The following is a 24,390-nucleotide window of genomic DNA, read 5'->3' on the forward strand; positions in this document are numbered from 1 at the left end:
GATGCGCAACCTGATCCTCGGCGGCGCCCGTTCGGGCAAAAGCCGCCTGGCCGAGCAACTGGCCAGCGACAGCGGCCTGGCGGTCACCTACATTGCCACCAGCGAGCCGCTCGATGGCGAAATGAACGAGCGCGTGCGCCTGCACCGCCAGCGCCGGCCAGCCGATTGGGGGCTGATCGAAGAACCCCTGGCGCTGGCTGCTGTGCTGCGTGCAGAGGCCGCTGAAGGTCGCTGCCTGCTGGTGGACTGCCTGACCTTGTGGTTGACCAACCTGCTGATGCTCGACGATCAGCAGCGGCTGGCCGCAGAGCGCGATGCGCTGCTCGACTGCCTGGAGCAATTGCCCGGCACAATCATTCTGGTCAGCAACGAAACCGGCCTGGGCGTGGTGCCCATGGGCGAGCTGACCCGCCGTTACGTCGACCTGGCCGGCTGGCTGCACCAAGCCATTGCCGAACGCTGTCAGCGTGTGGTGCTGACCGTGGCCGGCCTACCCCTCATGCTCAAAGGACCCGCTCTATGAACCAAGCCTGGTGGCGTGATGCCTGCCAACCTCTCGACAACGCTGCCATGGACCAGGCCCGCACCCGTCAGCAGCAGCTGACCAAACCTGCCGGCTCGCTCGGCCAGCTCGAAGGCCTGGCAGTGCAACTGGCCGGCTTGCAAGGGCGTGAGCGGCCAACCCTGGATCAGGTCGCCATCACGATTTTCGCGGGCGACCATGGTGTGGTCGAGGAGGGCATTTCGGCCTATCCACAGGCGGTCACCGGGCAGATGCTGCGCAACTTCGTGGGCGGTGGCGCGGCGATCAGCGTGCTGGCGCGGCAACTGCAGGCCAGCCTTGAAGTGGTCGACCTGGGGACCATTGACCCTGAGCTGGAACTGCCCGGGGTGCGTCATCTGCGCCTCGGCGCCGGCACTGCCAACTTCGCCCGCCAACCGGCCATGACCGATGCGCAGCTGCAAGGTGCATTGCAGGCCGGTCGTGACAGCGCCCTGCGCGCAGCGGCCAATGGCGCGCAGCTGTTCATCGGTGGCGAGATGGGCATTGGCAACACCTCTGCCGCCGCCGCGCTGGCCAGCACCTTGCTGGCCTGCCCGGCAAGCGAGTTGAGTGGGCCGGGTACCGGCCTGGACAGCGCAGGTGTGCGCCACAAGGCCGAAGTGATCGAGCGCGCCCTGGTGCTGCACGGCCTGCGCGCCGATGAGCCGCTACAGGCCCTGGCTTGTGTCGGCGGCTTCGAGATCGCCGCACTGACTGGTGCCTACCTCGCCTGTGCTCAGCAGGGCATCGCGGTGCTGGTGGATGGCTTCATCTGCAGCGTCGCCGCACTGCTGGCGGTACGCCTCAACCCGCAGAGCCGTGACTGGCTGCTGTTCGCTCATCAGGGCGCGGAGCCTGGGCACAAGACCCTGCTCGCAGCGCTGCAGGCCGAGCCGCTGCTGGCCCTGGGGTTGCGCCTGGGCGAGGGCAGTGGAGCCGCCTTGGCAGTGCCGCTGATGCGCCTGGCCTGCGCCCTGCACGGGCAAATGGCGACCTTCGCAGAGGCTGCGGTAGCGGACCGCCCGGCATGATTCTCGACCTGCTGCGCCACGGTGAAACCGAGCTGGGCGGCGGCCTGCGCGGCAGCCTGGATGATGCCTTGACCGACAAGGGCTGGGGCCAGATGCGTGACGCGCTGGCAGGCGCAGGCCCCTGGGATGTGCTGGTCAGCTCGCCGTTGCAGCGCTGTGCGCGTTTTGCCGAGCAACTGGGCATGCCGGTTCAGCTTGAAGCCGGTCTGCAAGAGCTGCATTTCGGTGAGTGGGAAGGGCGCAGCGCCTTGCAGATCATGCAAACGCAGGCTGATGCGCTTGGGCGCTTCTGGGCCGACCCTTACAGTTACACTCCGCCCGCAGGGGAGCCTGTCGCGGCCTTCGCCGAACGTGTGCTGTCCGCCATCGCCCGCCTGCACCAGCAACATGCTGGCAAGCGCGTGCTGCTGGTCACCCATGGCGGTGTCATGCGCCTGCTGCTGGCGCGTGCCCGTGGCCTGCCCCGGGAGCAGTTGCTGCAGGTCGAGGTTGGCCATGGCGCCTTGGCGCGCCTGGCGGTGGACGAAGATGGCGCGCTGCTCGAGGTGCTTTGACATGCTGCCGTTCTGGATCGCCTTACAGTTTCTCAGCAGCTTGCCGGTGCGTTTGCCGGGGATGCCAGAGCCCCGTGAGATGGGGCGTTCGCTGCTTTGCTATCCGCTGGTGGGGGCGCTTTTCGGCCTGTTGCTGTGGCTGGCCAGCTACCTGATGCAGGGCGTCGCGGCGCCGTTGCACGCGGCCATGCTGCTGGCACTGTGGGTGCTGCTCAGTGGTGCGCTGCATCTGGATGGCCTGGCCGACAGTGCCGATGCCTGGCTGGGCGGCTTCGGTGACCGCGAGCGCACGCTGCAGATCATGAAGGATCCGCGCAGCGGGCCGATTGCCGTGGTCACTCTGGTGCTGGTGTTGCTGCTGAAGTTCTGTGCCCTGTGGGTGCTGGTGGAGCGGGGCGCAGGTGCCTTGCTGATGCTGGCGCCGGTGGTGGGGCGGGTGGCGATGCTTGGCTTGTTTCTGGTTACGCCCTATGTACGCAAGGGCGGTTTGGGGCAGGCGCTGGCTGAGCACTTGCCGCGTCGCGCGGCGGGTTGGGTGTTGATGGGCAGTGTGTCGCTGTGCCTGTTGATGGGAGGGTGGCTGGCGCTATGGTCGGTCTTGGCCTCGCTTGCAGTGTTCTGCTGGCTGCGGCGGTTGATGTGCCGGCGGTTGGGCGGCACCACTGGGGACACCGCGGGGGCGGTGCTGGAATTGTTGGAGCTGACGGTGGTGTTGGGGCTGGCGTTGAGCATGTGAGCTTGAGCGTGCACATTGAAACTTGTTGCAACAACTCTGACACGGGTATATACACGTATCCATGTTGACCAGTGAATGCATCTGCACCCATCTGCGTCGCGCCGCCCGAGGGGTGAGCCGGCACTACGACGAGGCCCTTGCCGGCTTCGGCATCAATGTCGCCCAGTTTTCCCTGTTGCGCCACCTGCAACGGCTCGATCGCCCCAGTATCACTACATTGGCCGATGCCATGGGCCTGGAGCGCAGTACGCTGGGCCGTAACCTGCGCGTGCTGGAAGCAGAAGGGCTGGTAGCCCTGGCCGACGGCGATGACCAGCGCAACCGCATGGTGTTGCTGACCGGGGCGGGCGAGGCGCGCTTGCAGGCGGCTCACCCAGCCTGGGAGCAGGCGCAGTTGTCGCTGGTCGAGCAGTTGGGCGAAGGGCAGCGTGACGAGTTGGTGCGTTTGCTGGAGCGGCTAGCCTGAATCATTACCACTAGAAGCGGGTATATACCCGTACAACCTTGTGATGTGCTGGAGATAACGACAATGACTTCGGTGTGGCGAACCAGCGGGTGGGTACTTGCGGGGGCGGCGTTGATCCTGGCGCTGTCGCTGGGTGTGCGTCACGGTTTTGGCCTGTTCCTGGCGCCGATGAGCGCTGATTTTGGCTGGGGCCGTGAAGTGTTCGCCTTTGCCATCGCCCTGCAAAACCTTATCTGGGGGCTGGCGCAGCCGTTTGCCGGTGCGTTGGCCGACCGCCTTGGCGCGGCGCGGGTGGTGATTATCGGCGGCATACTCTATGCCGCTGGCCTGCTGCTGATGAGTACCGCCGATTCGGCCTGGTCGCTGTCGCTCAGCGCCGGCCTGTTGATTGGTATCGGTCTTTCTGGCACTTCATTCTCGGTCATCCTCGGTGTGGTCGGCCGCGCGGTCCCGGCGGAAAAGCGCAGCATGGCCATGGGTATCGCCAGCGCTGCCGGCTCCTTCGGCCAGTTCGCCATGCTCCCCGGAACCCTCGGCCTGATCGAATGGCTGGGCTGGTCGTCGGCACTGTTGGTGCTTGGCTTGCTGGTGGCACTGATCGTGCCCTTTGTCGGCCTGCTGCGTGACCGGCCGCTGCCCAGTCATGGTGCGGAGCAGACGTTGGGCCAGGCCCTGCGCGAGGCGTGCTCGCACTCCGGCTTCTGGTTGCTGGCCCTGGGTTTCTTTGTTTGTGGCTTCCAGGTGGTCTTCATTGGCGTGCATCTGCCTGCTTACCTGGTCGACCAGCATCTGCCAGCGACTACCGGCACCACGGTGCTGGCGCTGGTAGGGTTGTTCAACATCGTCGGTACCTATACCGCAGGCTGGCTGGGTGGGCGCATGTCCAAGCCCCGCTTGCTGACCGCGCTGTACCTGCTGCGTGCGGTGGTGATCGCGCTGTTCCTGTGGGCGCCGGTAACGCAGGTCAGTGCCTACTTGTTCGGCATTGCCATGGGCCTGTTGTGGCTTTCGACCGTGCCTTTGACCAACGGCACGGTTGCCACGGTATTTGGCGTGCGCAACCTGTCGATGCTCGGTGGCATCGTCTTCCTGTTCCACCAGCTTGGCGCATTCCTTGGTGGCTGGTTGGGGGGAGTGGTGTACGACCATACCGGCAACTATGACCTGGTCTGGCAGATTTCGATTCTGCTCAGCTTGCTGGCTGCTGCGCTCAACTGGCCGGTACGTGAACGCCCGGTCGCCCGTTTGCAGGCGCAAGCGGCATGAACCGCTACCTGGCCCGTGGGCTGCTGCTTGCGACCTTGGCGTTGCTGCTGGCGCTGGTGTGGTGGGGCTGGCAGCGAGGCGGGTTGGCGTTGATGCAGCTGGGCATGAGCGTTTGTTAAGCGCTACCCTGCAAGTTCAAGGATTATCTTGCAGGAGAAACGAACGATGCGTGCTCATTGGTTGACGATGCCGTTGCTCGCTCTGCTGGCCGCAAGCTCCAGCTGGGCCGCTGATTGTCCGGCGCTGTTGCAGGGCAGCTTGCCTGAGTTGCGAGGCAAGGAGCAGGTCGACCTGTGTCAGCGCTTCGCCGGCAAGCCGCTGGTGGTGGTCAACACGGCCAGCTATTGCGGTTTCGCGCCGCAGTTCGAGGGGCTGGAGGCGACCTACAAGGAATACCACGAGCAGGGCCTGGAAATGCTCGGTGTGCCGTCCAACGACTTCAAGCAGGAAGACGCCGACAGCGAGAAGACTGCCAAGGTCTGCTACGCCAACTACGGTGTGACCTTCACCATGACCAAGACCCAGGCGGTGCGCGGCAAGGATGCGATACCGCTGTTTGCCGAGTTGGCGCACCAGAGCAGCGCGCCAAAGTGGAACTTCTACAAGTATGTGGTGGATCGCAAGGGCAAGGTGATTGGTAACTTCTCGAGCCTGACCAAGCCTGACGATCCAGCGTTCAGGGCCGTGATCGAGAAGGCGATAGCGTCGCATCCGTGAGTGCCTGTCTTGAGTGCTTCAGCGCTTGTGAGATCGAGCGCCGCCCGCGCGGCGCATCGCGGATAAATCCGCTCCTACATCTGTTTCGGGCCAGTCACTCCTGTTAAGCCAACAGGGACCGCCTTGTTGGTATGGTGATGCATCTCTGCGGGCATTGATGCAGCCCCATCCGTCTCGCGTCATGCACCAAGGCGGACAGCGGTAACCTCGCAGGAGTAATTGGCCCGAAACAAATGTAGGAGTGGATTTATCCGCGATGCGCCGCGCGGGCGGCGCTCGATCTCAACGGCGCTGAAATACTCAAGGCTGGCACTTGCCGCCCCCACGCAACCTCAGTGCGTATGCACCGTGATAGCCACCAGCTTTAGCACCACCGGCCTCACCATCAGTACGCACACGAACGCCACTGGCATCGCAAGCTGGTAAGCCTTCAGCACATTGCCCAGATACTCCGGGTTCACTCCGGCATTTGCGGCTGTGATCACGAAGCACATCAGCAGCGCCATGATCGATGACATATAGAACGCGAACACATACGGCGTAGCGCTTGGGCGTAGTTTGCGCCGGCTGCGCGTGTTGGAAAGATTGCTCATGTGAGCTCCTGAATGTTGGCTGAGGGCGCAGGTTAGCAATGCCTCCGGCAGCGGTTGTAGACCAGCTCGATTGAGTTCTTTATAAAGAGATTCTTACGAATCAAAGAACTTGCCATGGATCTGCTCAACGCCATCCGCAGTTTCATCAAGGTGGTCGAAGCCGGCAGTATCGCCGCCGGCGCCCGCAACCTTGGCCTCAGCCCGGCAGCGGTCAGCCAGAACCTGGCGCGCCTGGAAGGGCACTTGCAGGTGCGCCTGCTCAGCCGTACCACGCGCAGCATGGCGCTGACACCTGCCGGAAGCCAGTACTACGAGCGGGTCAGGCACATCGAGCGCGACCTGGCTCTTGCCGAACAAGCAGTCACCACCCCCGATAGCGAGCCGCAGGGTCGGTTGTGTATCGCCTCGACCTCGGCATTCGGTCGTCACGTCCTGGCACCGTTGATCCCGGCGTTCAGCGCCCGCTATCCATTGCTTTCGATAGAGTTGGTAACGACTGATCGCAAGGTCAATCACACCCGCGAAGACGTGGACGTCAGCCTGCGCATCACCCCGCAACTGGACGACCAGTTGCTGGCGCGGCATATTGCTCGGATCCCGTTCATCTGCTGCGCGTCACCGGGTTACCTCGCCAGCGCAGGGTTGCCGACCACCCCCGAGACGTTGCGTGATCACTGCTGCCTGGTATTCCGTTATCCGGTGGATGGCCGTTTCCTGCGTTGGGGCTTCGTGCGTGACGGCATGCGCTTCGAGGCGGAATTTGGCCGCGTATTGATCAGTGACGATATCGATGCCCTGACCCAGATGGCCCTCAACAATGGCGGCATCACCCGTTTGGCCGAGTTCATCGTCAGGCCGCATCTGGCCTCGGGGGCGTTGGTGCCGTTGTTCGAATACAGCGACAGCGGCCAGGCATATGCCCAGACCGAGCCGATGGACATCTATCTGTGCGTGGCTGATCGCTTTGCCCTGACGCCAAAGGTTCGCGCCTTCATGGGCTTCCTGCGCGACGCGCTGGGCGACAGCTGGCAGGTCCAGGCATGAAAAAACCGCCACGAGGGCGGTTTCTTGTGGAGCAGGTACGAATCAGAAACGGTAGGTGAGGGAAGCACCGATACCGTGAGCGCTGTTCTCGTACTTGGCCTGGTAGCTGCCTTTGAGCAGGGCTTCGTTAGCGGAGCTTGGCTGGTTGTTGACCTTGGTGTCTTCCTCCCACAGATAGGAGTAGGCGACATCGATGGTCATGTCGTCGTTCGGGCTCCAACCGGCACCGAAACTGACCGCCTTGCGATCGCCGGTAGGGATGCGTGGCGAGCGGTCGTGGTTGTTGGTCGGCGACTGGTCGACGGAGAAGCCTGCACGCAGGGTCCACTCCTTGTTCACCTTGTAGGAAGCGCCAATGGCATGTGCCCAAGTGTCATGCCAGTTCTGCTCTTCGGTGATGGTCTCCAACGCATACCCTGCTGGTGCATCGTTCTTGACGGTGATGTTTTCCAGGCGGCTCCAGCGGGTCCAGGTGCTACCGGCATACAACGTCCAGTTGTCATCCAGTTCATGAGTGATCGAGAAGTCCACCGACTCTGGCGTCTTGATTTTCAGAGTGGCGTCAAACTTACCGCTCAGGCCGAGCCGCGGAACTGGATAGGAAACACGGGTATCACCTTCGAGTTTGTAGTCGACCATCGAGTGATAGGTCAGGCCCACTCGGGTGCGATCTGTCGCTTGCACGAGGACGCCGATGTTGTAACCGACAGCGGTATCGTCGCCCTTGATCTTCACTTCGCCATCGGGACCACCGCCCAGGAAGGCAGGAAGGGCACGGCTGCTCAGGTTCGAGCCCAGTTCACCCTTGATATGGTTGATGGTTGGGCCAAAGCCGATCGACACCTTGTCGTTGAAGGCATAGCTGACGGTAGGCTGGAAGGTGATGACCTCGACCTTGCTCTTCTTGCCCCAGTAGCGTGCCGCATCACCGTTGCCGTAGTCGGTGACAAGGCCGAATGGTACGTACACACCGAAACCTACGCTCCAGTGGTCATCGATCGGTTTGACGTAATAGCCCATCGGTACGCCGACAGTCGGAACCATATCGCCGTCGGTTTCCCCCCCGAAGCTGCTACCGGGTCCCGAAATGTCAGTTTTGGCGATGACAGCTGCGCCACCCACGGTGACTTGTTCGCGCTTGAGGCGCGACATGCCGGCAGGGTTGCCATACACGGTGCTGGCATCGTCGGCAGATGAAGAACGACCAGCAAAACCGGTACCCATGCCGCTGATACTTTGTTCATTGAGGGCGAAGCCCGAAGCGAACAATTGGCTGGATGCCAGAGCAACGGCTACGCCGAGGGAGGTTTTGAGCATTGCTTTTTTCATTATTAGAAACTCCTTGTGATCTCCGGGGCGAAAAGCTACCAACAAATCACGCGCCGCGCTATAGCCTGAATCACAGGAGATAGAGCGCTTTTGTAGGACAATCCGACCAAAATTCCCTTTTTTCCGATAGTGGTGTAGGACGCTTCTTAAGATGCCTGTGGCAATTTCTGAGCAATGCACAATTGCCAGGCCTGAGTGAAGTCGCGCAGGCGACCTTGAGGGTGGAAAATCTGCCGCCAGATACGCGCCAGGCCGAGCAGGTCATCGGCTGCAGGCAGCAGCGTGGACTGCTCTTCGATGAGCATCCAGGCGATGGCGGTGGAGTAACGCAGGTTTACCGTGAGCTCCAGGTGGGGCCCGCCAAGGAAGGCGTGCTGGCTGGCCAGGCCACGTACCAGGCTGGCCAGCTCTGGATCACGGGCAAGAAAGTCGTCCCAGACGGCCTGGTGACGGCTTTCGCCTATGCGGTAGAGGCCATGGCCTCGGCGGTCGTGCAAGGCTGAACCGAGTGCCGACTGGCTGGCCGCGATACCGAGCAGGAGAGCCTCGGCGCTGGCGCAATGACGATTCAGATAGACCAGGGTTGGTCGGATCACATACTGACACAATTCATTCGCCGCGATACCCATGATGCCCTCGAGCAGTAAGGGACCGACGGGCGCTGGAGCTTGGCAGCTGGTAATTTGTCAGGCCCGCCGGAAGCGGAAAGGACCGCTCGAGTTGAAGTGTAGTGTGATAATCGTGGTGTAAAGGGCTGTTTTTAAATCGATTGCTGCCTGCTTCCTAGTGCTATATGCCCTACGGCAATTAGGCCAAGAACGATCAGGCAGTAGTCGGCAGATGCTATTCAGGCCCTGAATGCCCCGATATTCGCCGCTCACGCGGTAAGCGATTGACGTGTGCGGGCGATTACGGCCTGCAGCGGTTCCGAGCGGCTGTACTGTTCTGGGTACAGGCGTTCGGTGTGGCAGGCGATGCCGTGCTCGTCCACCAGAGTGAAGCTGAAGTTGCCCTTGCGTGGGGCAGTGATCAGGCACTTCAACGGCGAGAAGGCCTGGGAAAGGGTGCCAATGGCAGCCTGAATTTGATGATGAGTTTGCATGTTGTTGGAGGTTCCTGCTTTAAACACGGGGGATATGATCCGTGCATGATAGAAACGTTCCAGTGACGCCTTTATTAAGGGACGAACGAACCTGACTGGAACAGGGCAGCCAGAGAGAGCGCAATCAAAGTGTGGGCGCTTGGGCTGACTGGTAGGTACTTCAGAAGGCAGGCAGCACACCGGGGCCAAGGTTCTAGGCCGTCGGGTGGAATCCTGATCAATCTTCCGGTTGATTCGTGCTTGAACAGCGCTGGGCTGGCGAGGGAATCATCGAGTGGGCCGGTCCTGGTTTCAGCAGCGGTCGTTCGGGAGAGCGATGGGCTGCAAGGACGCTTATGGCCAATTGACTTTCAGCTTGGGTACTAACGAGGCGCACCTTACCGGAAAGGTGCAGCCTTTGCAAGCTTTGCACGTTTCGTCAGGCGAGCCGCGCAGTATGGCGCGTCTTTCGCCTGATGGGAAGAGGGGGCAACTGGCCTCCAACCGGGCCGATGTGCCAATTTCGTGCATCCAAACGCAGGCTTTCGGTGCACTTGTTCACATTCGAGGCGTGACTTGTAACAGCCCGGCAACAGCCCCGTCCAGGCTCGCCAATGACTTGACTGGCACCTTAAGTCAATGAAAAAAAACACTAATTTTTGCTGGTGAAAAAATCGTCAGTTTGACTGTAGGCCCCATTTCACGGGGGTTTGCGGGCTCATTGAAGGGGTTGTCCACCGAGTTATCCACAGGAACTGTGGATTGTCCCGAGCGCTTGCTCTAGGACGGGCGTGCCAGCAAATTAGAGAACTGTCCGACAATCGACAGGCATCAGCCGACCAGCCGGTCATCCACCCGGCAACGTCAAGAAAAGATCATTGAAAAAAAATTTCAATCCTCCGGAAATCGACAGGTCATGCACGAAAAAAAGGAGTAGAGTGGCGCGCCTTTCGAGTTGCCACCCTGCCACAGTCATGAAGTTTCGCGGTAAACCCCTCGCCAGCCCCGCTGTTGCCTCGTCAGCCCCTTCGCCCAAGCGCTTTTCCCTGAAAGTGGCCCTCTGGCTGCTCGACAACCCGCGCCTGGGTGACAAGCATCAGGTCAAGCACATCGCCGGGCGCCTGCTCAAGCAGCCCGCGCGCGAAGGTGTGGTGGTAGCGCAGAGCCGGTTGGGGCAGATGCTCTGCCGCGATTGCGGCAACGCCCGGGACCGCCGCATTGGTCATGAATTACTGCGCCAGGCGGCGCGGGCCGGAGATCGGCACGCGCAGCTGGAGTATGCGCGGCTGTTCCAGGGTGATGCGCCGGAGCAGGCGCCCGATCAGTCAGACTGATAAGCTGCACGCAACTCGCAATAGTGTGGTCGGGGTAAGCATGGCAGTGGATCTGACCAGCATTCTGCTGGGCTTGGTGGCAGGGGCCTTGCCTTGCCTGGCTTGGGTCATGCAGGTGCAGCGCCGTCAGGGTGCGCGTCAGGGCGAGCAGGCCCTGCTCGAGGAGCGTCTGGGCAGTGCGCAACTGGCCCAGGCCGGCCTGCAGGCGCAACTGGACGCCAGCCGCGACGAGGTCAGCGACCTCAGCGAAGCCAACACCGTCAAGCAGACTCAACTGGCCGCCCAGGGCCGTGAACTGGAGCTGCTGCAGATCGATCGGGATAACGCCCGTGATGCTGCCCACGCCTGGCACCTGGAACGTGCCACTCGTGAAGCTGAACTGCGTCGCCTGGAAGCCCAGGCCGCTCGCCTGGAAGCCGAGCTGCGCGAACAGCAGGACAGCCACCAGCAGCGCCTGGAAGACCTTCAGGAGGCCCGTGACACCCTGCGTGCCCAGTTCGCCGACCTGGCCACGAAAATTTTCGACGAGCGCGAACAACGCTTCGCCCAGACCAGCCAGCAGCATCTAGGGCAACTGCTCGACCCGCTCAAGGAGCGCATCCAGGCGTTCGAAAAGCGCGTCGAGGAAAGCTACCAGCAGGAAGCCCGCGAACGCTTCTCGCTGGGCAAGGAGCTGGAGCGCCTGCAACAGCTCAACCTGCGTCTGTCTGACGAAGCCACCAACCTCACCCAGGCACTCAAGGGCCAGAAGACCCAGGGCAACTGGGGTGAGCTGATCCTTGAGCGGGTGCTGGAGCATGCGGGCCTGGAAAAGGGCCGCGAATACCAGACCCAGGTCAGCCTCAAGAGCGCCGACGGCGAGCGCTTCCAGCCCGATGTGCTGATCATGTTGCCCGGCGACAAACAGGTAGTGGTCGATGCCAAGGTCAGCCTCACCGCCTACCAGCAGTTCGTCAGCAACAACGACGAAAACGCCCTGAAGCAGCACGTGCAGTCGCTGCGCAGCCACGTCAAAGGCTTGTCGAGCAAAGACTACAACCGCCTCGAAGGCCTGCACAGCCTGGACTTCGTGCTGCTGTTCGTGCCCATCGAAGCGGCGTTTTCGGCGGCCCTGCAAGCTGAGCCGAATCTGTTCCAGGAGGCCTTCGACCGGCAGATCGTGATCGTCAGCCCCACCACCTTGCTCGCCACCCTGCGGGTCATCGACAGCTTGTGGAAGCAGGAACGCCAGGGCCAGAACGCCCGAGAAATCGCCGAGCGCGCCGGTTGGCTGTACGACAAGTTCGTGCTGTTCATCCAGGACCTGGACGAACTGGGCAACCGCCTGCAGCAAGTCGACAAGGCCTACGCCGCAGCACGCAACAAACTGTGCGAAGGGCGCGGCAACCTGGTCAGCCGCAGCGAGCAGCTCAAGCTGCTCGGGGCCCGTGCCAGCAAAAGCCTGCCGGCCGAGCTGCTGGAGCGGGCACTCGCGGATGAAGCACTGGCCGACGAGGTGGTTATTGAACCAGGCTCAGATGGCGATTGAGCAGGGCGCGCAAGGCCGCCGGCTTCACCGGTTTGGCCAGGTAATCCAGGCCAGCGGCATGCACGGTAGCCAAGGTTTCCTTGCTGCCGTCGGCGCTGATCACCACACCGGGCACCGGCTCGCCCAGGCGCGCCCGTAACCAGCCCATCAGCTCGGTACCGGTTTCGCCGTCATCCAGGTGGAAGTCCACCAGCGCCAGGTGCGGGCGCATGCCCTTGGCCAGCAGTGCCTCGCATTCGGCGCGGTTGCGTGCGGTCCAGACCTGGCAGCCCCAGCGGCTGAGCAGGCTGTTCATGCCGATCAGGATGCTGTCTTCGTTGTCCACGCACAGCACCTGCAAACCGGCCAGCGGCTGGCTCGCCGTTTCCACCGGGGCGCTTGGTGCCGCCACAGCCTGCAGGGCAATAGGCACATTGACGCGGAATACCGTGCCCTTGCCGGGCCAGGAGCGCACTTCCAGCTTGTGGCCGAGCACCCGGCACAAGCCATCGGCGATCGCCAGGCCCAGGCCCAGGCCTTTTTCAGCGCGGGTCTGGTGGCTGTCCAGGCGCTTGAACTCCTGGAAAATCACCTGCAGCTTGTCGTCGGCAATGCCCGGCCCACGGTCCCAGACTTCCAGCCACAGGTGCTCACCCTGGCGGCGCACCCCCAGCAGGATCGGGCTCTTGCCATAGCGCAGGGCATTGGTGAGGAAGTTTTGCAGCACCCGGCGCAGCAGCTTCATGTCGCTGTCGACCCGCAGGCGGCTGCCGCGCAAGCGGAACTCCAGGCCCTTTTCGGCCGCCAGTACCTTGAACTCGGCACCAAGGGTGTCGAACAGTTCGTTGAGGGCGAAAGGTTTGGCGTCGGGAGTGATCTTGCCGTTCTCCAGGCGTGAGATGTCCAGCAGGTCGCTGATCAGTTCCTCGGCCGAACGCAGCGAGCTGTCCATATGCTGCACCAGTTGCTGGGCCTCTTCGTTCATGCCTTCGGCCTGCTGCGACAGGGCGGCGGAGAACAGCCGGGCAGCGTTCAGCGGCTGCATCAGGTCATGGCTGACGGCAGCGAGGAAGCGAGTCTTGGACTTGCTTACCGCTTCGGCCTGGCTCTTGGCTTCCGACAGTGCCTGGTTCAGCTGCGACAACTCATGGGTGCGCTCTGCCACACGCTGCTCCAGCCCTTCGTTGGAATCGCGCAGCGCCTGCTCGGCCTCGCGGAAAGGGGTGATGTCGGTGAAACTCATCACGAAGCCGCCACCGGGCATCGGGTTGCCAATCAGCTCGATCACCCGGCCGTTGGGGAACAACCGTTCGGAAGAGTGGGCACGACCCTGGCGCATCCAGTGCAGGCGCCGCGCCACATGCACTTGCGCCTCGCCTGGGCCACACAGCCCGCGCTCAGCGTTGTAGCGGATGATGTCGGCGATCGGCCGGCCGACGCTGATCAGCCCGTCGGGGTAGTTGAACAGCTCCAGGTAACGGCGGTTCCAGGCCACCAGGTGCAGGTTCTGGTCGACCACGCTGATGCCCTGGTTGATGTTCTCGATGGCGCCCTGCAGCAGGGCGCGGTTGAACTGCAGCACCTCGCTGGCTTCGTCGGCGATGCGCACCACGTCTTCGAGCTGCATGTCGCGGCCTTCGATGGCGGCCTTGACCACGGCGCGGGTCGAGGAACTGCCGAGTACACCGGCAAGCAGGCGTTCGGTGTGCTCGATCCAGTCACCGTCGGCATTCTGGTTGGGGTTGAAACCCTTGCCCTGGCGGTAGGCGAAGCGGATGAAACTCTGCCGCGCGCGTTCCTCGCCGACGAAGCGCGAGGCCAGGTTGAGCAGGTCATCGATCTGTACCGCCAGCAGCGGTTTGCTGCTGGGGCGGGCGCTGGTCTGCTGGCCGATGAAACGGCCCGCCTGCCAGTGCTCCGACACGCGGGTGCGCGACAGCATCGACACCCACACGAACAGGGTGAAGTTGCCTGCCAGCGACAGCACCACGCCCTGGGTCAAGGGGCTGATCGGCAGGTCGAGCGGGTTGCCATGCAGCCAGGCCAGGCCCGGGAACAGCCCGAGCGACAGGCCCAGGCTATGGGCGATGATCGGCAGCACCAAGGTGTAGAACCACAGGAAGATGCCCGCCGCCAGGCCGGCGAACACGCCACGTCGGTTGGCCTGCTTCCAGTACAGTGCACCGAGCATGGCCGGGGTCAGCTGGGTGACGGCGGCGAAGGCGATCTGGCCGATGGTCGCCAGGCTCGCGGTGGAACCGAGCAGGCGGTAGCTGACGTAGGCCAGCAGCAGGATCACCACGATGGTCACCCGGCGCACCGATAGCATCCAGTGGCGGAATGCCTCGAACGGTCTTTCGGCGTTGTTGCGGCGCAGCAGCCAGGGCAGCAGCATGTCGTTGGAGACCATGGTCGACAGCGCCACGGCCTCGACGATGACCATGCCAGTGGCGGCCGAAGCGCCGCCGATGAAGGCGAGCAGGGCCAGGCTCGGGTGCGCTTCGGCCAGCGGCAGGCTGATGACGAAGGAGTCGGATATCACCGTACCCGGCAGCAGCATCTGCCCGGCCAGGGCGATTGGCACCACGAACAGCGCAGCCAGGGCCAGGTACAGCGGGAACACCCAGCGCGCCAGGCGCATGTCCTGGGGTTCGATGTTCTCCACCACGGTGACGTGGAACTGCCGCGGCAGGCAGATGATCGCCATCATCGCCACCGCGGTCTGCACCACCATCGACGGCCAGTTGATGGTTTCCTGCCAATAGCTGTCCAGCTGCACCGACTGGCGTGCCTGGGTAAACAGGTCGTCGAAGCCGTCGTACAGGTTGAACACCACGAACACACCCACGGCGAGGAACGCCAGCAGCTTGATCATCGACTCGAAGGCGATGGCCAGGACCATGCCGCGGTGGTGCTCGGTGACGTCCAGACTGCGTGTGCCGAAGACGATGGCGAACAGCGCCAGCACCAGCGATACCACCAGCGCAGTGTCCTGCACGCGGGTGCCGGTGGCGTCGGCGTTGGCGCCGATCAGCAGGTTGACGCCGAGCACGATGCCCTTGAGCTGCAGGGCAATGTAAGGCAGCACGCCAACCAGGCAGATCAGCGCCACCACCACCGCCAGGGACTGTGACTTGCCGTAGCGGGCGGCGATGAAGTCGGCGATCGAGGTGATGTTCTGCTGCTTGCTGATCAGCACCATCTTCTGCAGTACCCAGGGCGCGAAGATCAGCAACAGGATCGGCCCGAGGTAGATCGGCAGGAACGCCCAGAGCTGTTCGGCAGCCTGGCCGACCGCGCCGAAGAACGTCCAGCTGGTGCAGTACACCGCCAGCGACAGGCTGTACACCCACGCACGCAGACGCGGCGGCAACGGCGTGCTGCGGCGGTCGCCGTAGAAGGCGATGGCGAACATGATGGCCATATAGGCCAGGGCGACCACGGCGATCAGCCCGCTGGACAACGACATGAAAACTCCGGAGCAAAAAAGATAACGCGGTCCCGATCAATCAGTCTGGCACGCAGGCGGCGGTTCGTCAGCGCCGACGATGGTTGTAGGAGCGGCTTTAGCCGCGATTGGCCGGTACGGACGACATCAATCCCGACGGGTACCCAGCCAGTAGAACACGCCGGCCAGTATCACCGACATCACCAGCAGGTAGAAGACCACCCCCGGCCACCACCGCCCCAGGGCGAACCCCACTATCACCGGCCCCAGCGCTGCGCCAAGGTTGGACAGGTTTTGCGCCCCGTAATACACCCCGCGCAGGTGCTCCGGGGCAATCAGGTCGATGAACATGTACTCGGCAGGTATGACGATGATCTCACCGAGGGTGAACACCAGCATTGCCAGGCACCAGCCCATGACCGACCCGGCCATGGCAAAACCTAGCAACCCGGCAATGAACAGCGCCATGCCCGCCAGCAGCCAGGGCATCAGCTGCTGGCGGCCGATGCGCCGGCCAATCAGGTACTGCAGGGCGATCACCGTGACCGCGTTGGTGGTCACCAGGTAGCCGACCAGCCGTGCTGCCTCGCTGGCGCTGCTGGTCACCACCAGGTACTGCGACAGGTAGGCAGTGAACTGGCCGAAAACCACCGCGCTCAGCACGCCTCCGAGGGTGAAGCACACCAGCCGACGGTCACGTGCCAGTCCCAGTGCCACTTGGGCGAAGCCTGCAGCTGGCTGCTCTGGGGTACTGGCCTGCAGCCCTCGGTCGCCCAGGCGCCAATAGGCCAGGCACATGCCAAGGCCGGTCAGCGCCGAGGCGATGAAGGGCAGATGATCGTCGAGCTCCAGCATGGCCACGCCGAGCATCGGACCGACGGCGTAACCGACGTTGCTCAAGGTGTACTTGATGGCAAATACCTCGGCCCGTTGCGCCACTGGCAGCAGTGCGCAGAAGCCCGCCTTGGCGGCGATGTCGACCACGGCCAGGGCCAGGTTGATCAGCACCAGGCAGAAAAAGAACAGCAACGCCGATCGACTGGCAATGGCGGCCACGAAGGCCAAAGCGAACACCAGCGTACTGGCGCTGACCAGGGTGTGATTGCGCACGGTGTCGACCAGGTGCCCGCCGTACAGGCTCAGCAGTGACGCGACGATCAGCGCGCCACCGATCAGCAGGCCGATATGGCCCACCGCAAGCTGGAAATTGTCGGCCAGGTAGACCACCAGGTAGGGCAGGGTGAGGGCCCGGGCCACGGTGAGGGTGAACGTGGTGGCCAGCAGCAGGCGGACGCTGGCGGGGTAGCCTTTCAGGGCGGCGAGCATTGCCACGTCCTTGTTGTGGAGATTTCCGATGCCTGAGCATAAGTGAGGCCGGCAGCGGCGACCAGCGGAGGATTGACAGCCTGCCACCCACGGGGAATACTCTCGAAAAATTCATATATATGTTTACATAACAAGACGAGAGCCGACCCATGCACCCACTGTCCGGTGATGCTCGACTGCCACGCTATCAACAACTGCGCGATCACCTGATCGAGCAGATCGCCAACAACCGCTGGCGCCCGGGCGAGGCCATTCCGACCGAAGCGGCCCTGGCCACCGAGTTCGACATGTCCGTCGGCACCGTGCGCAAAGCCGTCGACGTGCTGGTCGCCGAGGGCGTGCTGGAGCGTCAGCAGGGCCGCGGCACCTTCATCCGCCGCCCGCAGTTCCAGTCTTCACTGTTCCGCTTCTTCCGCTTCGAGACCGCCACCGGCGAGCGGGTGATGCCGGAAAGCCGCATCCTCTCCATCGAGCCGGTACCGGCACCGTCGGCCGTTGCCGAAGCCCTGGGCCTGGCCGCCGAGGCCCAGGTCATTCGCATCGTCCGTACCCGTCTGCTGGGCGCCCAACCGGTGCTCGCCGAAGAGATCTGGCTGCCGCGTCAGACTTTCCAGCCGCTGCTCGACGTCGAACTGCAAAGCAAAGGCCCGCTGCTCTACCCGATCTACGAGGAACTGTGTGGCCAGGTGGTCGCCTATGCCGAAGAGACCTTGACCGCCGAAGCGGTCGACGCGGCCCACGGCCGCTTGTTGCAACTGCCGGTCGACAGCCCGGTGGTGGTGATCGAGCGCCTGGCCCGCGATTACGCCGGCAAACCTCTGGAATGGCGCCGCTCGCGCGGCCACGCGCAGCACTTCCGCTACCGCGTCGACATTCGCTGAGCCGTTAAGCCGGCCGCTTCGCCTTTTACCCGTCTGCGCCGTTCTGCCACGGCGCAGTGGCTTCGCCTGCCCGGTCGCCAGCGTGCCAAGAGCTTCGGCACGCCCGGCCGTAACACACACGACTAGAAGGATAACAATCATGTTCAGCTGGTACCGCCAGATCACTACACGGGAACGCAAGACGTTCTGGGCCTGTTTCGGTGGCTGGTCGCTCGATGCGCTGGAAGTGCAGATGTTCGGCCTGGCCATCCCCGCGTTGATCGCCGCATTCTCCCTGACCAAGGGCGATGCCGGCCTGATCAGCGGCCTGACCCTGGTCACCTCGGCGATCGGTGGCTGGCTCGGTGGCACCCTGTCGGACCGCTACGGCCGCGTGCGGACCTTGCAGTGGATGATCCTCTGGTTCTCCTTCTTCACCTTCCTGTCGGCGTTCGTCACCGGCTTTTACCCACTGTTGTTCGTCAAGGCCATGCAGGGCTTTGGTATCGGTGGCGAGTGGGCGGCCGGCGCGGTGCTGATGGCCGAGACCATCAACCCGAAATACCGCGGCAAGGTCATGGGCACCGTGCAGAGTGCCTGGGCCGTGGGCTGGGGCCTGGCAGTGGGCCTGTTCACCCTGATCTATTCGCTGGTGCCGGCCGAATACGCCTGGCGGGTGATGTTCTTCGTCGGCCTGCTGCCATCGCTGCTGATCATCTGGGTGCGCCGCAACGTGCCGGAGCCGGACAGCTTCCAGCGCCTGCAAAAAGACAAGGCCATCCCCGGCAGCTTCTTCAAGTCCATGGCCGGCATCTTCCGCCCCGAACTGCTGCGCGTGACCCTGCTCGGCGGCCTGCTGGGCCTGGGCGCCCACGGTGGCTACCACGCGGTGATGACCTGGCTGCCGACCTTCCTGAAGACCGAACGCAACCTGTCGGTACTCAACTCCGGCGGCTACCTGGCGGTGATCATCTTCGCCTTCTGGTGTGGTTGCGTGGTCAGTGGCCTGCTGATCGACCGTATCGGCCGACGCAAGAACATCCTGCTGTTCGCCCTGTGCTGCGTGCTGACCGTGCAGGCCTACGTGTTCTTCCCGCTGAGCAATACCCAGATGCTGTTCCTCGGCTTCCCGCTGGGCTTCTTCGCCGCTGGCATCCCGGCCAGCCTGGGGGCGTTCTTCAACGAGCTGTACCCGGCTGACGTGCGCGGTGCCGGGGTCGGCTTCTGCTACAACTTCGGCCGTGTGCTGTCGGCGGTATTCCCGTTCCTGGTCGGCCACATGAGCGAATCCATGTCGCTGGGTAGCGCGATCGGTATCGATGCCGGCATCGCCTACGGCGTGGCCATGCTCGCCGCGCTGTGCCTGCCGGAAACCCGAGGCCGCAACCTTGAGGCCACACCAGCGCCGGCCATGGCTGGCGCTGTCGCCAAGTAACCTGACTGCCCTGTGAAAACCATGCCCGACGTTCCAGCTCCACACCTGACCGCCATCGACAGCCATGCCCATGTCTTCAGCCGTGGGCTGAACCTGGCCAGCGAGCGGCGTTACGCGCCCAGCTATGATGCGCCGCTGGGCGATTACCTGGGCCAGTTGCTGGCCCACGGTTTCAGCCATGGCGTGTTGGTGCAGCCCAGTTTCCTGGGCACCGACAACCGCTACCTGCTCAGTGCCCTGCAGACCGTGCCGGGGCAACTGCGCGGCGTCGTGATGCTTGACCGCGACGTCGAGCGTGAGACCTTGCAGGAAATGGCCCGGTTGGGCGTCAGGGGCGTGCGCCTGAACCTCATGGGGCAAGGCCTGCCAGACCTGACGGGTAGCGAATGGCGACCCATGTTTGAGCGCATCGGCGAACAAGGCTGGCACCTGGAGCTGCATCGCCATGTGGCGGACATTCCTGCGCTGGTGCGGGCACTGGAGCCTTATGGCCTGGATATCGTGGTCGACCACTTTGGTCGGCCCGATGCCCGCCTGGGCCTGGGGCAGCCGGGCTTTGCCGAGCTGCTGACGCTGGGCGGCAAGGGCAAGGTGTGGGTCAAGGTATCGGGTATCTACCGGCTGGAAGGCACGCCGGAGCAGAACCTGGCATTTGCTCGGCAGGCCCTGTGCGCGCTTGAAGCCCACTATGGGGCCGAGCGGCTGATGTGGGGCAGCGATTGGCCGCATACCCAGCATGAGTCGTCGGTGAGCTTCAGCACGGCGGTCGAGCAGTTCGAGGCCCTGGGTTGCTCGGCGCAATTGCGCCGTGCGCTGCTGGTGGAGACTGCGCGGGCGCTGTTCGGCTTCGAGTAATCCGCCAACTTGAAGGCGCCGCAGTATCTGTAGGAGCGGCCTTGCCGGGGCGCCGGACCGGTCGGAAAGGGCCGCAGCGCGGCCCCAGGGTCTTGCGGTTTTGCAGCAATTGCTGGGGCTGCTACGCAGCCCTTTCCGACCGGTCCGGCGCCCCGGCAAGGCCGCTCCTACAGTCAGTACAGCTTTCAGATCAATGACTCAGAAGCGGAACCGGCTGATCATCTGCTGCAACTGCCCACCCAACCGCGCCAGTTCCACACTGGACGCCGAAGTCTGCTGACTGGCTTCAGCGGTCTGTTCGGAAATGTCGCGCACCGTCACCACGCTGCGGCTGATCTCTTCAGCCACCGCACTCTGCTGTTCCGACGCTGCGGCAATCTGCTGGTTCATCAGCTGGATCCCCGACACGCGCTGGGTAATCCCCTCCAGTGCCACCCCAGCCTCACGCACCAGCGCCACGCTGCTTTCGGTCAGGCTCTGGCTCTGTTCCATCAGCTCGCTCACCGAGCGGGTGCCTTCTTCAAGGCTGCCGATCGCCGACTCGATCTCCAGTGTCGATGCCTGGGTACGCTGCGCCAGGCTGCGCACTTCATCGGCCACCACGGCAAAGCCACGGCCAGCCTCACCGGCCCGGGCCGCTTCGATAGCGGCATTGAGTGCCAGCAGATTGGTCTGCTCGGCCACGGCCTTGATCACATCCATGACCTTGCCGATACGCTGGCTTTCGGTGCGCAGGGCGTCCATGGCTGCGCCAGTGGCATCCACCTGGCTGGCCAGGCGGCCGATCTGGGTAACGGCGCGGTTGACCACGCTGTCACCTTCACGGGCTTCGTCGTCGGTGGCGCTGGCGGCCTGGGAGGCTTCGCCAGCATTGCGCGCCACCTCTTGCACGGTGGCAGCCATTTCCTGCATGGCCGTGGCCACCTGGTCGGTTTCCACCTTCTGGTTGTTGGCGCCGGCGCTGGTCTGCTCGGTGATCGCCGAAAGCTCCTCGGTGGCGCTGGCGATCTGCGAAATGCCATCGCGTACCTGGGCGATCAGCTCGCGCAGGTTGCGGGTCATGCCCTGCAGGGCGTTCTGCAATTGGCCGACCTCGTCGCGGCGGCGGCTGGTCGGTTGCTCGCTGAGGTCACCGGCGGCCACCTGCTCCATGGCGCTCAGTGCCTGGCGCAGCGGCTGGCTGATCTGCCGGGCGATCACCACGGCAGCCAGTGCCCCGATCAGCAAGGCAAGCAGGGTGGTGGCGATCTGCAGGGTGCGGGCGAAATGGCTGTCCTTGGCGACCAGCACAGCCTGGTCATCGAGCAGTTGGCCAATGACGCCATTGAGGGTTTCGATGTCCTTGGCCATGGCCGCGCGGTAGCCGACCAGGTTGCTGACCTCGCCGCGGAACGCTTCGACAGCGGTGGCATAGGCCTGTACCTGCTGCTGCAATTGCTGGAACTGCTGCGGGAAGTTGCCATTGAAGCGAGCGACCAGCCCAGGCAGATCGTTCACCGTGGTGGCGATCTGGGTGTTCATCAGCTGCTCGGTCTCGGCGCTGGTGTTACCCGTGTAACCGCGAACGTGGTAGCGCAGCAGGATCAGGTTCTCGCGGATCTGGTTGATCGCCTCGATGCGCACGAAACGCTGTTCGGCATCGGGCAGGGCACGCACCTGGTTGCGAATCTGCTCGATGCTGGCGAACGACTGACTCGCCAGCACGCCCATTTCCTTCTGTGCGGCGCGCATCTTTTCATAGGAACGGAAGCTGGCGGCCTGGTTGGCGCTGTAGCCCTGCAGAGCCTGGTCGGCAGTATTGATCAGCACCTGGCTCTGCGCCCGGATCATCACTTCACGCAGCTTTGCCAGGGTTGGCTTGAACGCCTCCAGCGCGGCCTGCAACTGCTTGCTCTCGGTTGGCGCGCCATTGGCCATGGCGTGGCGCAGGCGCGCTTCGCGCAGGTCGCCCAGGGTGTCGTTGAGGCGTGACACATCGCTGACCACCTCGCTGCGCCGTACCAGGCTGCCCATACCGTCCCAGCTGATGAGCGACTGCACCAACGTCAGGCACAGCACCAGGCCGAAACCGAGGAAGAGTTTATGGGCGATCCTGAGGTCGCCGAACCAGGTAAACATATACTGCCGAGCTCCTTTTCTTATGGGTTGGAGGAGACCTGAGGTCCATTCCTTCTATTAGATATAGTCATCTATATGAATTATCGGCATGTGTAACAAAATCTGAACAGTGCTTTTCATGAAATTGGTGTCACTGTGATATCAAACTGTGCGCTGGTTCCTGAGTCATGCCGTGTCGCTTGCCAGCCCAAGGCTTTCACGTGCAGATTTGTGGCTTGTCGCGCTCCGCGTGCCTCCAATGACAAAAGACACTCAGGAACAAGGACGATGAGTCACCCCTCGCAATTCACCTTGCTCGGCAAGCGGCGTTTCCTGCCGTTCTTCGTCACCCAGTTGCTGGGTGCCTTCAACGACAACCTGTTCAAGCAGTCGCTGATCCTGGCGATCCTGTTCAAGCTCAGCCTGGGCGACGGCGACCGTTCGATCTGGGTCAACCTCTGTGCGCTGTTGTTCATCCTGCCGTTCTTCCTGTTCTCGGCACTGGGCGGGCAGTTTGGCGAGAAGTTCGCCAAGGACGCGCTGATCCGTGCGATCAAGCTGGCCGAGATCGGCATCATGGCGGTCGGTGCCATTGGCTTCGTTACCAACCACCTCACGCTGATGCTGGTGGCCTTGTTCGGCATGGGCACCCACTCGGCGTTGTTCGGCCCGGTGAAGTACTCGATCCTGCCCCAGGCCCTGCGCGAAGAAGAGCTGGTCGGCGGCAACGGGCTGGTGGAGATGGGCACCTTCCTCGCCATCCTGGTCGGCACCATCGGCGCCGGGGTGATGATGGCCACCAACAGCTACGCCACGGTGGTGGCCGGTGGCGTGGTCGGCACCGCCGTGCTGGGCTACCTGGCCAGCCGCTGGATCCCGCGGGCGGCGGCTGCGTCGCCGCAGATGGCGCTGGACTGGAACATCTTCAAGCAGTCGTGGGTGATCCTGCGCATGGGCCTGGGGCAGACCCCGGCAGTGTCGCGCTCGATCGTGGGCAACTCGTGGTTCTGGTTCGTCGGTGCCATCTACCTGACCCAGATCCCTAAGTACGCCCAGGATTGGCTGCACGGCGACGAGACCGCAGTGACCCTGGTGCTGACCCTGTTCTCGGTGGGCATCGCCCTCGGTTCGCTGCTGTGCGAACGGCTCAGCGGGCGCAAGGTGGAAATCGGCCTGGTGCCGTTCGGCTCGTTCGGCCTGACCCTGTTCGGCCTGCTCTGGTGGTGGCATTCCGGTGACGTACCGGCGGGCGCCCAGCCGCACGACTGGCTGGCGCTGCTGGGCATGCATCAGGCCTGGTGGATTTTGCTGTCGATCGTCGGCCTTGGTGTGTTCGGCGGTTTCTACATCGTGCCGCTGTACGCCCTGATCCAGGCGCGCACCGCCGAGGATCAACGGGCCCGGGTCATCGCCTCCAACAATATCCTCAATGCCCTGTTCATGGTGGTCTCGGCGATCTTCACCATTGTCCTGTTGAGCGTGGCCAAGCTGAGCATCCCGCAGCTGTTCCTGGTGGTGTCGCTGTTGAACGTGCTGGTCAACGCCTACATCTTCAGGATCGTGCCCGAATTCACCATGCGCTTCCTGATCTGGCTGCTCAGCCACTCGATGTACCGCGTGCAACACCGTGACCTCGAGCGGATCCCTGATGAAGGCGCGGCACTGCTGGTGTGCAACCACGTGTCGTTCGTCGATGCGCTGCTGCTGGGCGGGGCGATTCGCCGGCCCATCCGCTTTGTCATGTACTACAAGATCTACAACCTGCCGGTGCTCAACTTCGTGTTCCGCACGGCGGGCGCCATTCCGATTGCCGGGCGCAACGAAGACCAGGCGACCTACGAGCGAGCCTTCGCCCGCATCGCCGAATACCTGGCGGACGGTGAGCTGGTGTGCATCTTCCCGGAAGGCAAACTGACCGGCGACGGCGAGATCGATGCGTTCAAGGGCGGCGCCAGCCGTATTCTCGAAGAAACCCCGGTACCGGTGATCCCGCTGGCGCTGCAGGGGTTGTGGGGGAGCTTCTTCAGCCGCGATCCGGCCAAGGGCTTCTTCAAGCGCCTGTGGTCGCGGGTGACCATCGTGGCAGGCGCCGCCATCCCGGTGGAGGCGGCGCAGCCAGAGTCGTTGCGTGAGCAAGTCAGCCGCTTGCGCGGCGACCTGCGTTAAG

The 24,390-nt window shown here is 63.3% G+C and carries 22 protein-coding genes and 1 pseudogene; 15 read left to right on the forward strand and 8 right to left on the reverse strand.

All coding sequences use genetic code 11. From position 1 onward, the window contains the following. The first annotated feature begins 1 nt into the window (after nt 1). From cobU to BUQ73_RS04810, 8 genes are all read left to right on the forward strand, one after another. Nucleotides 2-523, forward strand: coding sequence for a bifunctional adenosylcobinamide kinase/adenosylcobinamide-phosphate guanylyltransferase (gene cobU, locus BUQ73_RS04780; RefSeq protein ID WP_079226886.1), 522 nt, complete (start codon nt 2-4; stop codon nt 521-523). After that, nucleotides 520-1,575, forward strand: a complete 1,056-nt coding sequence (cobT, locus tag BUQ73_RS04785; protein WP_079226887.1) for a nicotinate-nucleotide--dimethylbenzimidazole phosphoribosyltransferase — start codon at nt 520-522, stop codon at nt 1,573-1,575. Before cobU ends, cobT begins: the two co-directional genes overlap by 4 nt. Continuing rightward, on the forward strand, nt 1,572-2,129 hold the full coding sequence (gene cobC, locus BUQ73_RS04790; protein WP_079226888.1) for an alpha-ribazole phosphatase family protein: 558 nt from the start codon (nt 1,572-1,574) through the stop codon (nt 2,127-2,129). The genes cobT and cobC overlap by 4 nt, the downstream gene beginning before the upstream one ends. 1 nt (nt 2,130) lies before the next feature. Then, complete coding sequence (locus tag BUQ73_RS04795; protein ID WP_079226889.1) at nt 2,131-2,865, forward strand: adenosylcobinamide-GDP ribazoletransferase; 735 nt, start codon at nt 2,131-2,133, stop codon at nt 2,863-2,865. A gap of 61 nt (nt 2,866-2,926) precedes the next feature. Then, complete coding sequence (locus BUQ73_RS04800) at nt 2,927-3,331, forward strand: MarR family winged helix-turn-helix transcriptional regulator (protein WP_079226890.1); 405 nt, start codon at nt 2,927-2,929, stop codon at nt 3,329-3,331. A 63-nt stretch (nt 3,332-3,394) separates the two neighbouring features. Then, nucleotides 3,395-4,597: an MFS transporter gene (locus BUQ73_RS04805; protein WP_079226891.1), complete on the forward strand. Its 1,203-nt coding sequence runs from the start codon at nt 3,395-3,397 to the stop codon at nt 4,595-4,597. Continuing rightward, on the forward strand, nt 4,594-4,716 hold the full coding sequence (locus BUQ73_RS28825) for a hypothetical protein (protein WP_265349610.1): 123 nt from the start codon (nt 4,594-4,596) through the stop codon (nt 4,714-4,716). Before BUQ73_RS04805 ends, BUQ73_RS28825 begins: the two co-directional genes overlap by 4 nt. Before the next feature lie 46 nt (nt 4,717-4,762). Next, nucleotides 4,763-5,314, forward strand: coding sequence for a glutathione peroxidase (locus BUQ73_RS04810; RefSeq protein WP_079226892.1), 552 nt, complete (start codon nt 4,763-4,765; stop codon nt 5,312-5,314). Between the two features lie 332 nt (nt 5,315-5,646). Here BUQ73_RS04810 and BUQ73_RS04815 read toward each other — a convergent pair whose 3' ends face one another. After that, a complete protein-coding gene (locus BUQ73_RS04815; RefSeq protein ID WP_079226893.1) occupies nt 5,647-5,907 on the reverse strand; it encodes a DUF2798 domain-containing protein in 261 nt (86 codons plus the stop codon). Nucleotides 5,908-6,021: 114 nt separating this feature from the next. Here BUQ73_RS04815 and BUQ73_RS04820 point away from each other — a divergent pair, with 114 nt between their 5' ends. Then, nucleotides 6,022-6,951 carry a LysR family transcriptional regulator gene (locus tag BUQ73_RS04820; RefSeq protein WP_079226894.1) on the forward strand — a complete coding sequence of 310 codons (930 nt, stop codon included), beginning with the start codon at nt 6,022-6,024 and terminating at the stop codon, nt 6,949-6,951. Between the two features lie 42 nt (nt 6,952-6,993). Here the strand turns inward: BUQ73_RS04820 and BUQ73_RS04825 are convergent, their stop codons facing one another. From BUQ73_RS04825 to BUQ73_RS04835, 3 genes are all read right to left on the reverse strand, one after another. Then, a complete protein-coding gene (locus tag BUQ73_RS04825) occupies nt 6,994-8,280 on the reverse strand; it encodes an OmpP1/FadL family transporter (protein WP_079226895.1) in 1,287 nt (428 codons plus the stop codon). Nucleotides 8,281-8,426: 146 nt separating this feature from the next. Next, nucleotides 8,427-8,909: a hypothetical protein gene (locus BUQ73_RS04830; RefSeq protein WP_027918111.1), complete on the reverse strand. Its 483-nt coding sequence runs from the start codon at nt 8,907-8,909 to the stop codon at nt 8,427-8,429. A gap of 248 nt (nt 8,910-9,157) precedes the next feature. After that, on the reverse strand, nt 9,158-9,382 hold the full coding sequence (locus tag BUQ73_RS04835; protein ID WP_027918112.1) for a hypothetical protein: 225 nt from the start codon (nt 9,380-9,382) through the stop codon (nt 9,158-9,160). A 953-nt stretch (nt 9,383-10,335) separates the two neighbouring features. Here BUQ73_RS04835 and BUQ73_RS04840 point away from each other — a divergent pair. Continuing rightward, nucleotides 10,336-10,695 carry a sel1 repeat family protein gene (locus BUQ73_RS04840; protein ID WP_079226896.1) on the forward strand — a complete coding sequence of 120 codons (360 nt, stop codon included), beginning with the start codon at nt 10,336-10,338 and terminating at the stop codon, nt 10,693-10,695. 154 nt (nt 10,696-10,849) lie between these two features. After that, nucleotides 10,850-12,223, forward strand: a complete 1,374-nt coding sequence (gene rmuC / locus BUQ73_RS04845) for a DNA recombination protein RmuC (protein ID WP_192858714.1) — start codon at nt 10,850-10,852, stop codon at nt 12,221-12,223. Here the strand turns inward: rmuC and BUQ73_RS04850 are convergent. Together BUQ73_RS04850 and BUQ73_RS04855 are read right to left on the reverse strand one after the other, a co-directional pair. After that, nucleotides 12,195-15,671: a hybrid sensor histidine kinase/response regulator gene (locus BUQ73_RS04850; protein WP_079226898.1), complete on the reverse strand. Its 3,477-nt coding sequence runs from the start codon at nt 15,669-15,671 to the stop codon at nt 12,195-12,197. The genes rmuC and BUQ73_RS04850 overlap by 29 nt on opposite strands. 126 nt (nt 15,672-15,797) lie before the next feature. Further along, nucleotides 15,798-16,976, reverse strand: a complete 1,179-nt coding sequence (locus BUQ73_RS04855; protein ID WP_079226899.1) for an MFS transporter — start codon at nt 16,974-16,976, stop codon at nt 15,798-15,800. Between the two features lie 149 nt (nt 16,977-17,125). Here BUQ73_RS04855 and BUQ73_RS04860 point away from each other — a divergent pair, with 149 nt between their 5' ends. The 3 genes from BUQ73_RS04860 to BUQ73_RS04870 all read left to right on the forward strand — a co-directional run bounded on the left by BUQ73_RS04860 (nt 17,126) and on the right by BUQ73_RS04870 (nt 20,126). After that, nucleotides 17,126-17,857, forward strand: a complete 732-nt coding sequence (locus BUQ73_RS04860; RefSeq protein WP_027918116.1) for a GntR family transcriptional regulator — start codon at nt 17,126-17,128, stop codon at nt 17,855-17,857. Between the two features lie 139 nt (nt 17,858-17,996). After that, nucleotides 17,997-19,271 carry an MFS transporter gene (locus tag BUQ73_RS04865; RefSeq protein WP_060483707.1) on the forward strand — a complete coding sequence of 425 codons (1,275 nt, stop codon included), beginning with the start codon at nt 17,997-17,999 and terminating at the stop codon, nt 19,269-19,271. A 21-nt stretch (nt 19,272-19,292) separates the two neighbouring features. After that, nucleotides 19,293-20,126 carry an amidohydrolase family protein gene (locus BUQ73_RS04870; RefSeq protein ID WP_079230478.1) on the forward strand — a complete coding sequence of 278 codons (834 nt, stop codon included), beginning with the start codon at nt 19,293-19,295 and terminating at the stop codon, nt 20,124-20,126. A gap of 198 nt (nt 20,127-20,324) precedes the next feature. Here the strand turns inward: BUQ73_RS04870 and BUQ73_RS28875 are convergent, their stop codons facing one another. Continuing rightward, nucleotides 20,325-21,188 (reverse strand): methyl-accepting chemotaxis protein, encoded by an 864-nt coding sequence (locus BUQ73_RS28875; RefSeq protein WP_416171815.1) that lies wholly within the window; start codon nt 21,186-21,188, stop codon nt 20,325-20,327. Nucleotides 21,189-21,227: 39 nt separating this feature from the next. Then, nucleotides 21,228-22,244: pseudogene (locus tag BUQ73_RS28880) on the reverse strand (methyl-accepting chemotaxis protein); the annotation flags it as partial. Between the two features lie 267 nt (nt 22,245-22,511). Between BUQ73_RS28880 and BUQ73_RS04880 the strand changes: the two are divergent. Next, a complete protein-coding gene (locus BUQ73_RS04880; protein ID WP_079226901.1) occupies nt 22,512-24,389 on the forward strand; it encodes a 1-acyl-sn-glycerol-3-phosphate acyltransferase in 1,878 nt (625 codons plus the stop codon). The last annotated feature ends 1 nt before the right edge of the window (nt 24,390 follow it).

The sequence above is a fragment of the Pseudomonas putida genome (genome assembly GCF_002025705.1).
GTDB lineage: Bacteria > Pseudomonadota > Gammaproteobacteria > Pseudomonadales > Pseudomonadaceae > Aquipseudomonas > Aquipseudomonas putida_J.

Bases quoted from the DNA above. Each gene is read 5' to 3' on its own strand.
- cobU (WP_079226886.1), top strand. From the start codon at position 2: ATGCGCAACCTGATCCTCGGCGGCGCCCGTTCGGGCAAAAGCCGCCTG.
- cobT (WP_079226887.1), top strand. From the start codon at position 520: ATGAACCAAGCCTGGTGGCGTGATGCCTGCCAACCTCTCGACAACGCT.
- cobC (WP_079226888.1), top strand. From the start codon at position 1,572: ATGATTCTCGACCTGCTGCGCCACGGTGAAACCGAGCTGGGCGGCGGC.
- BUQ73_RS04795 (WP_079226889.1), top strand. From the start codon at position 2,131: ATGCTGCCGTTCTGGATCGCCTTACAGTTTCTCAGCAGCTTGCCGGTG.
- BUQ73_RS04800 (WP_079226890.1), top strand. From the start codon at position 2,927: ATGTTGACCAGTGAATGCATCTGCACCCATCTGCGTCGCGCCGCCCGA.
- BUQ73_RS04805 (WP_079226891.1), top strand. From the start codon at position 3,395: ATGACTTCGGTGTGGCGAACCAGCGGGTGGGTACTTGCGGGGGCGGCG.
- BUQ73_RS28825 (WP_265349610.1), top strand. From the start codon at position 4,594: ATGAACCGCTACCTGGCCCGTGGGCTGCTGCTTGCGACCTTGGCGTTG.
- BUQ73_RS04810 (WP_079226892.1), top strand. From the start codon at position 4,763: ATGCGTGCTCATTGGTTGACGATGCCGTTGCTCGCTCTGCTGGCCGCA.
- BUQ73_RS04815 (WP_079226893.1), bottom strand. From the start codon at position 5,907: ATGAGCAATCTTTCCAACACGCGCAGCCGGCGCAAACTACGCCCAAGC.
- BUQ73_RS04820 (WP_079226894.1), top strand. From the start codon at position 6,022: ATGGATCTGCTCAACGCCATCCGCAGTTTCATCAAGGTGGTCGAAGCC.
- BUQ73_RS04825 (WP_079226895.1), bottom strand. From the start codon at position 8,280: ATGAAAAAAGCAATGCTCAAAACCTCCCTCGGCGTAGCCGTTGCTCTG.
- BUQ73_RS04830 (WP_027918111.1), bottom strand. From the start codon at position 8,909: ATGGGTATCGCGGCGAATGAATTGTGTCAGTATGTGATCCGACCAACC.
- BUQ73_RS04835 (WP_027918112.1), bottom strand. From the start codon at position 9,382: ATGCAAACTCATCATCAAATTCAGGCTGCCATTGGCACCCTTTCCCAG.
- BUQ73_RS04840 (WP_079226896.1), top strand. From the start codon at position 10,336: ATGAAGTTTCGCGGTAAACCCCTCGCCAGCCCCGCTGTTGCCTCGTCA.
- BUQ73_RS04850 (WP_079226898.1), bottom strand. From the start codon at position 15,671: ATGTCGTTGTCCAGCGGGCTGATCGCCGTGGTCGCCCTGGCCTATATG.
- BUQ73_RS04855 (WP_079226899.1), bottom strand. From the start codon at position 16,976: ATGCTCGCCGCCCTGAAAGGCTACCCCGCCAGCGTCCGCCTGCTGCTG.
- BUQ73_RS04860 (WP_027918116.1), top strand. From the start codon at position 17,126: ATGCACCCACTGTCCGGTGATGCTCGACTGCCACGCTATCAACAACTG.
- BUQ73_RS04865 (WP_060483707.1), top strand. From the start codon at position 17,997: ATGTTCAGCTGGTACCGCCAGATCACTACACGGGAACGCAAGACGTTC.
- BUQ73_RS04870 (WP_079230478.1), top strand. From the start codon at position 19,293: ATGCCCGACGTTCCAGCTCCACACCTGACCGCCATCGACAGCCATGCC.
- BUQ73_RS28875 (WP_416171815.1), bottom strand. From the start codon at position 21,188: ATGACCCGCAACCTGCGCGAGCTGATCGCCCAGGTACGCGATGGCATT.
- BUQ73_RS04880 (WP_079226901.1), top strand. From the start codon at position 22,512: ATGAGTCACCCCTCGCAATTCACCTTGCTCGGCAAGCGGCGTTTCCTG.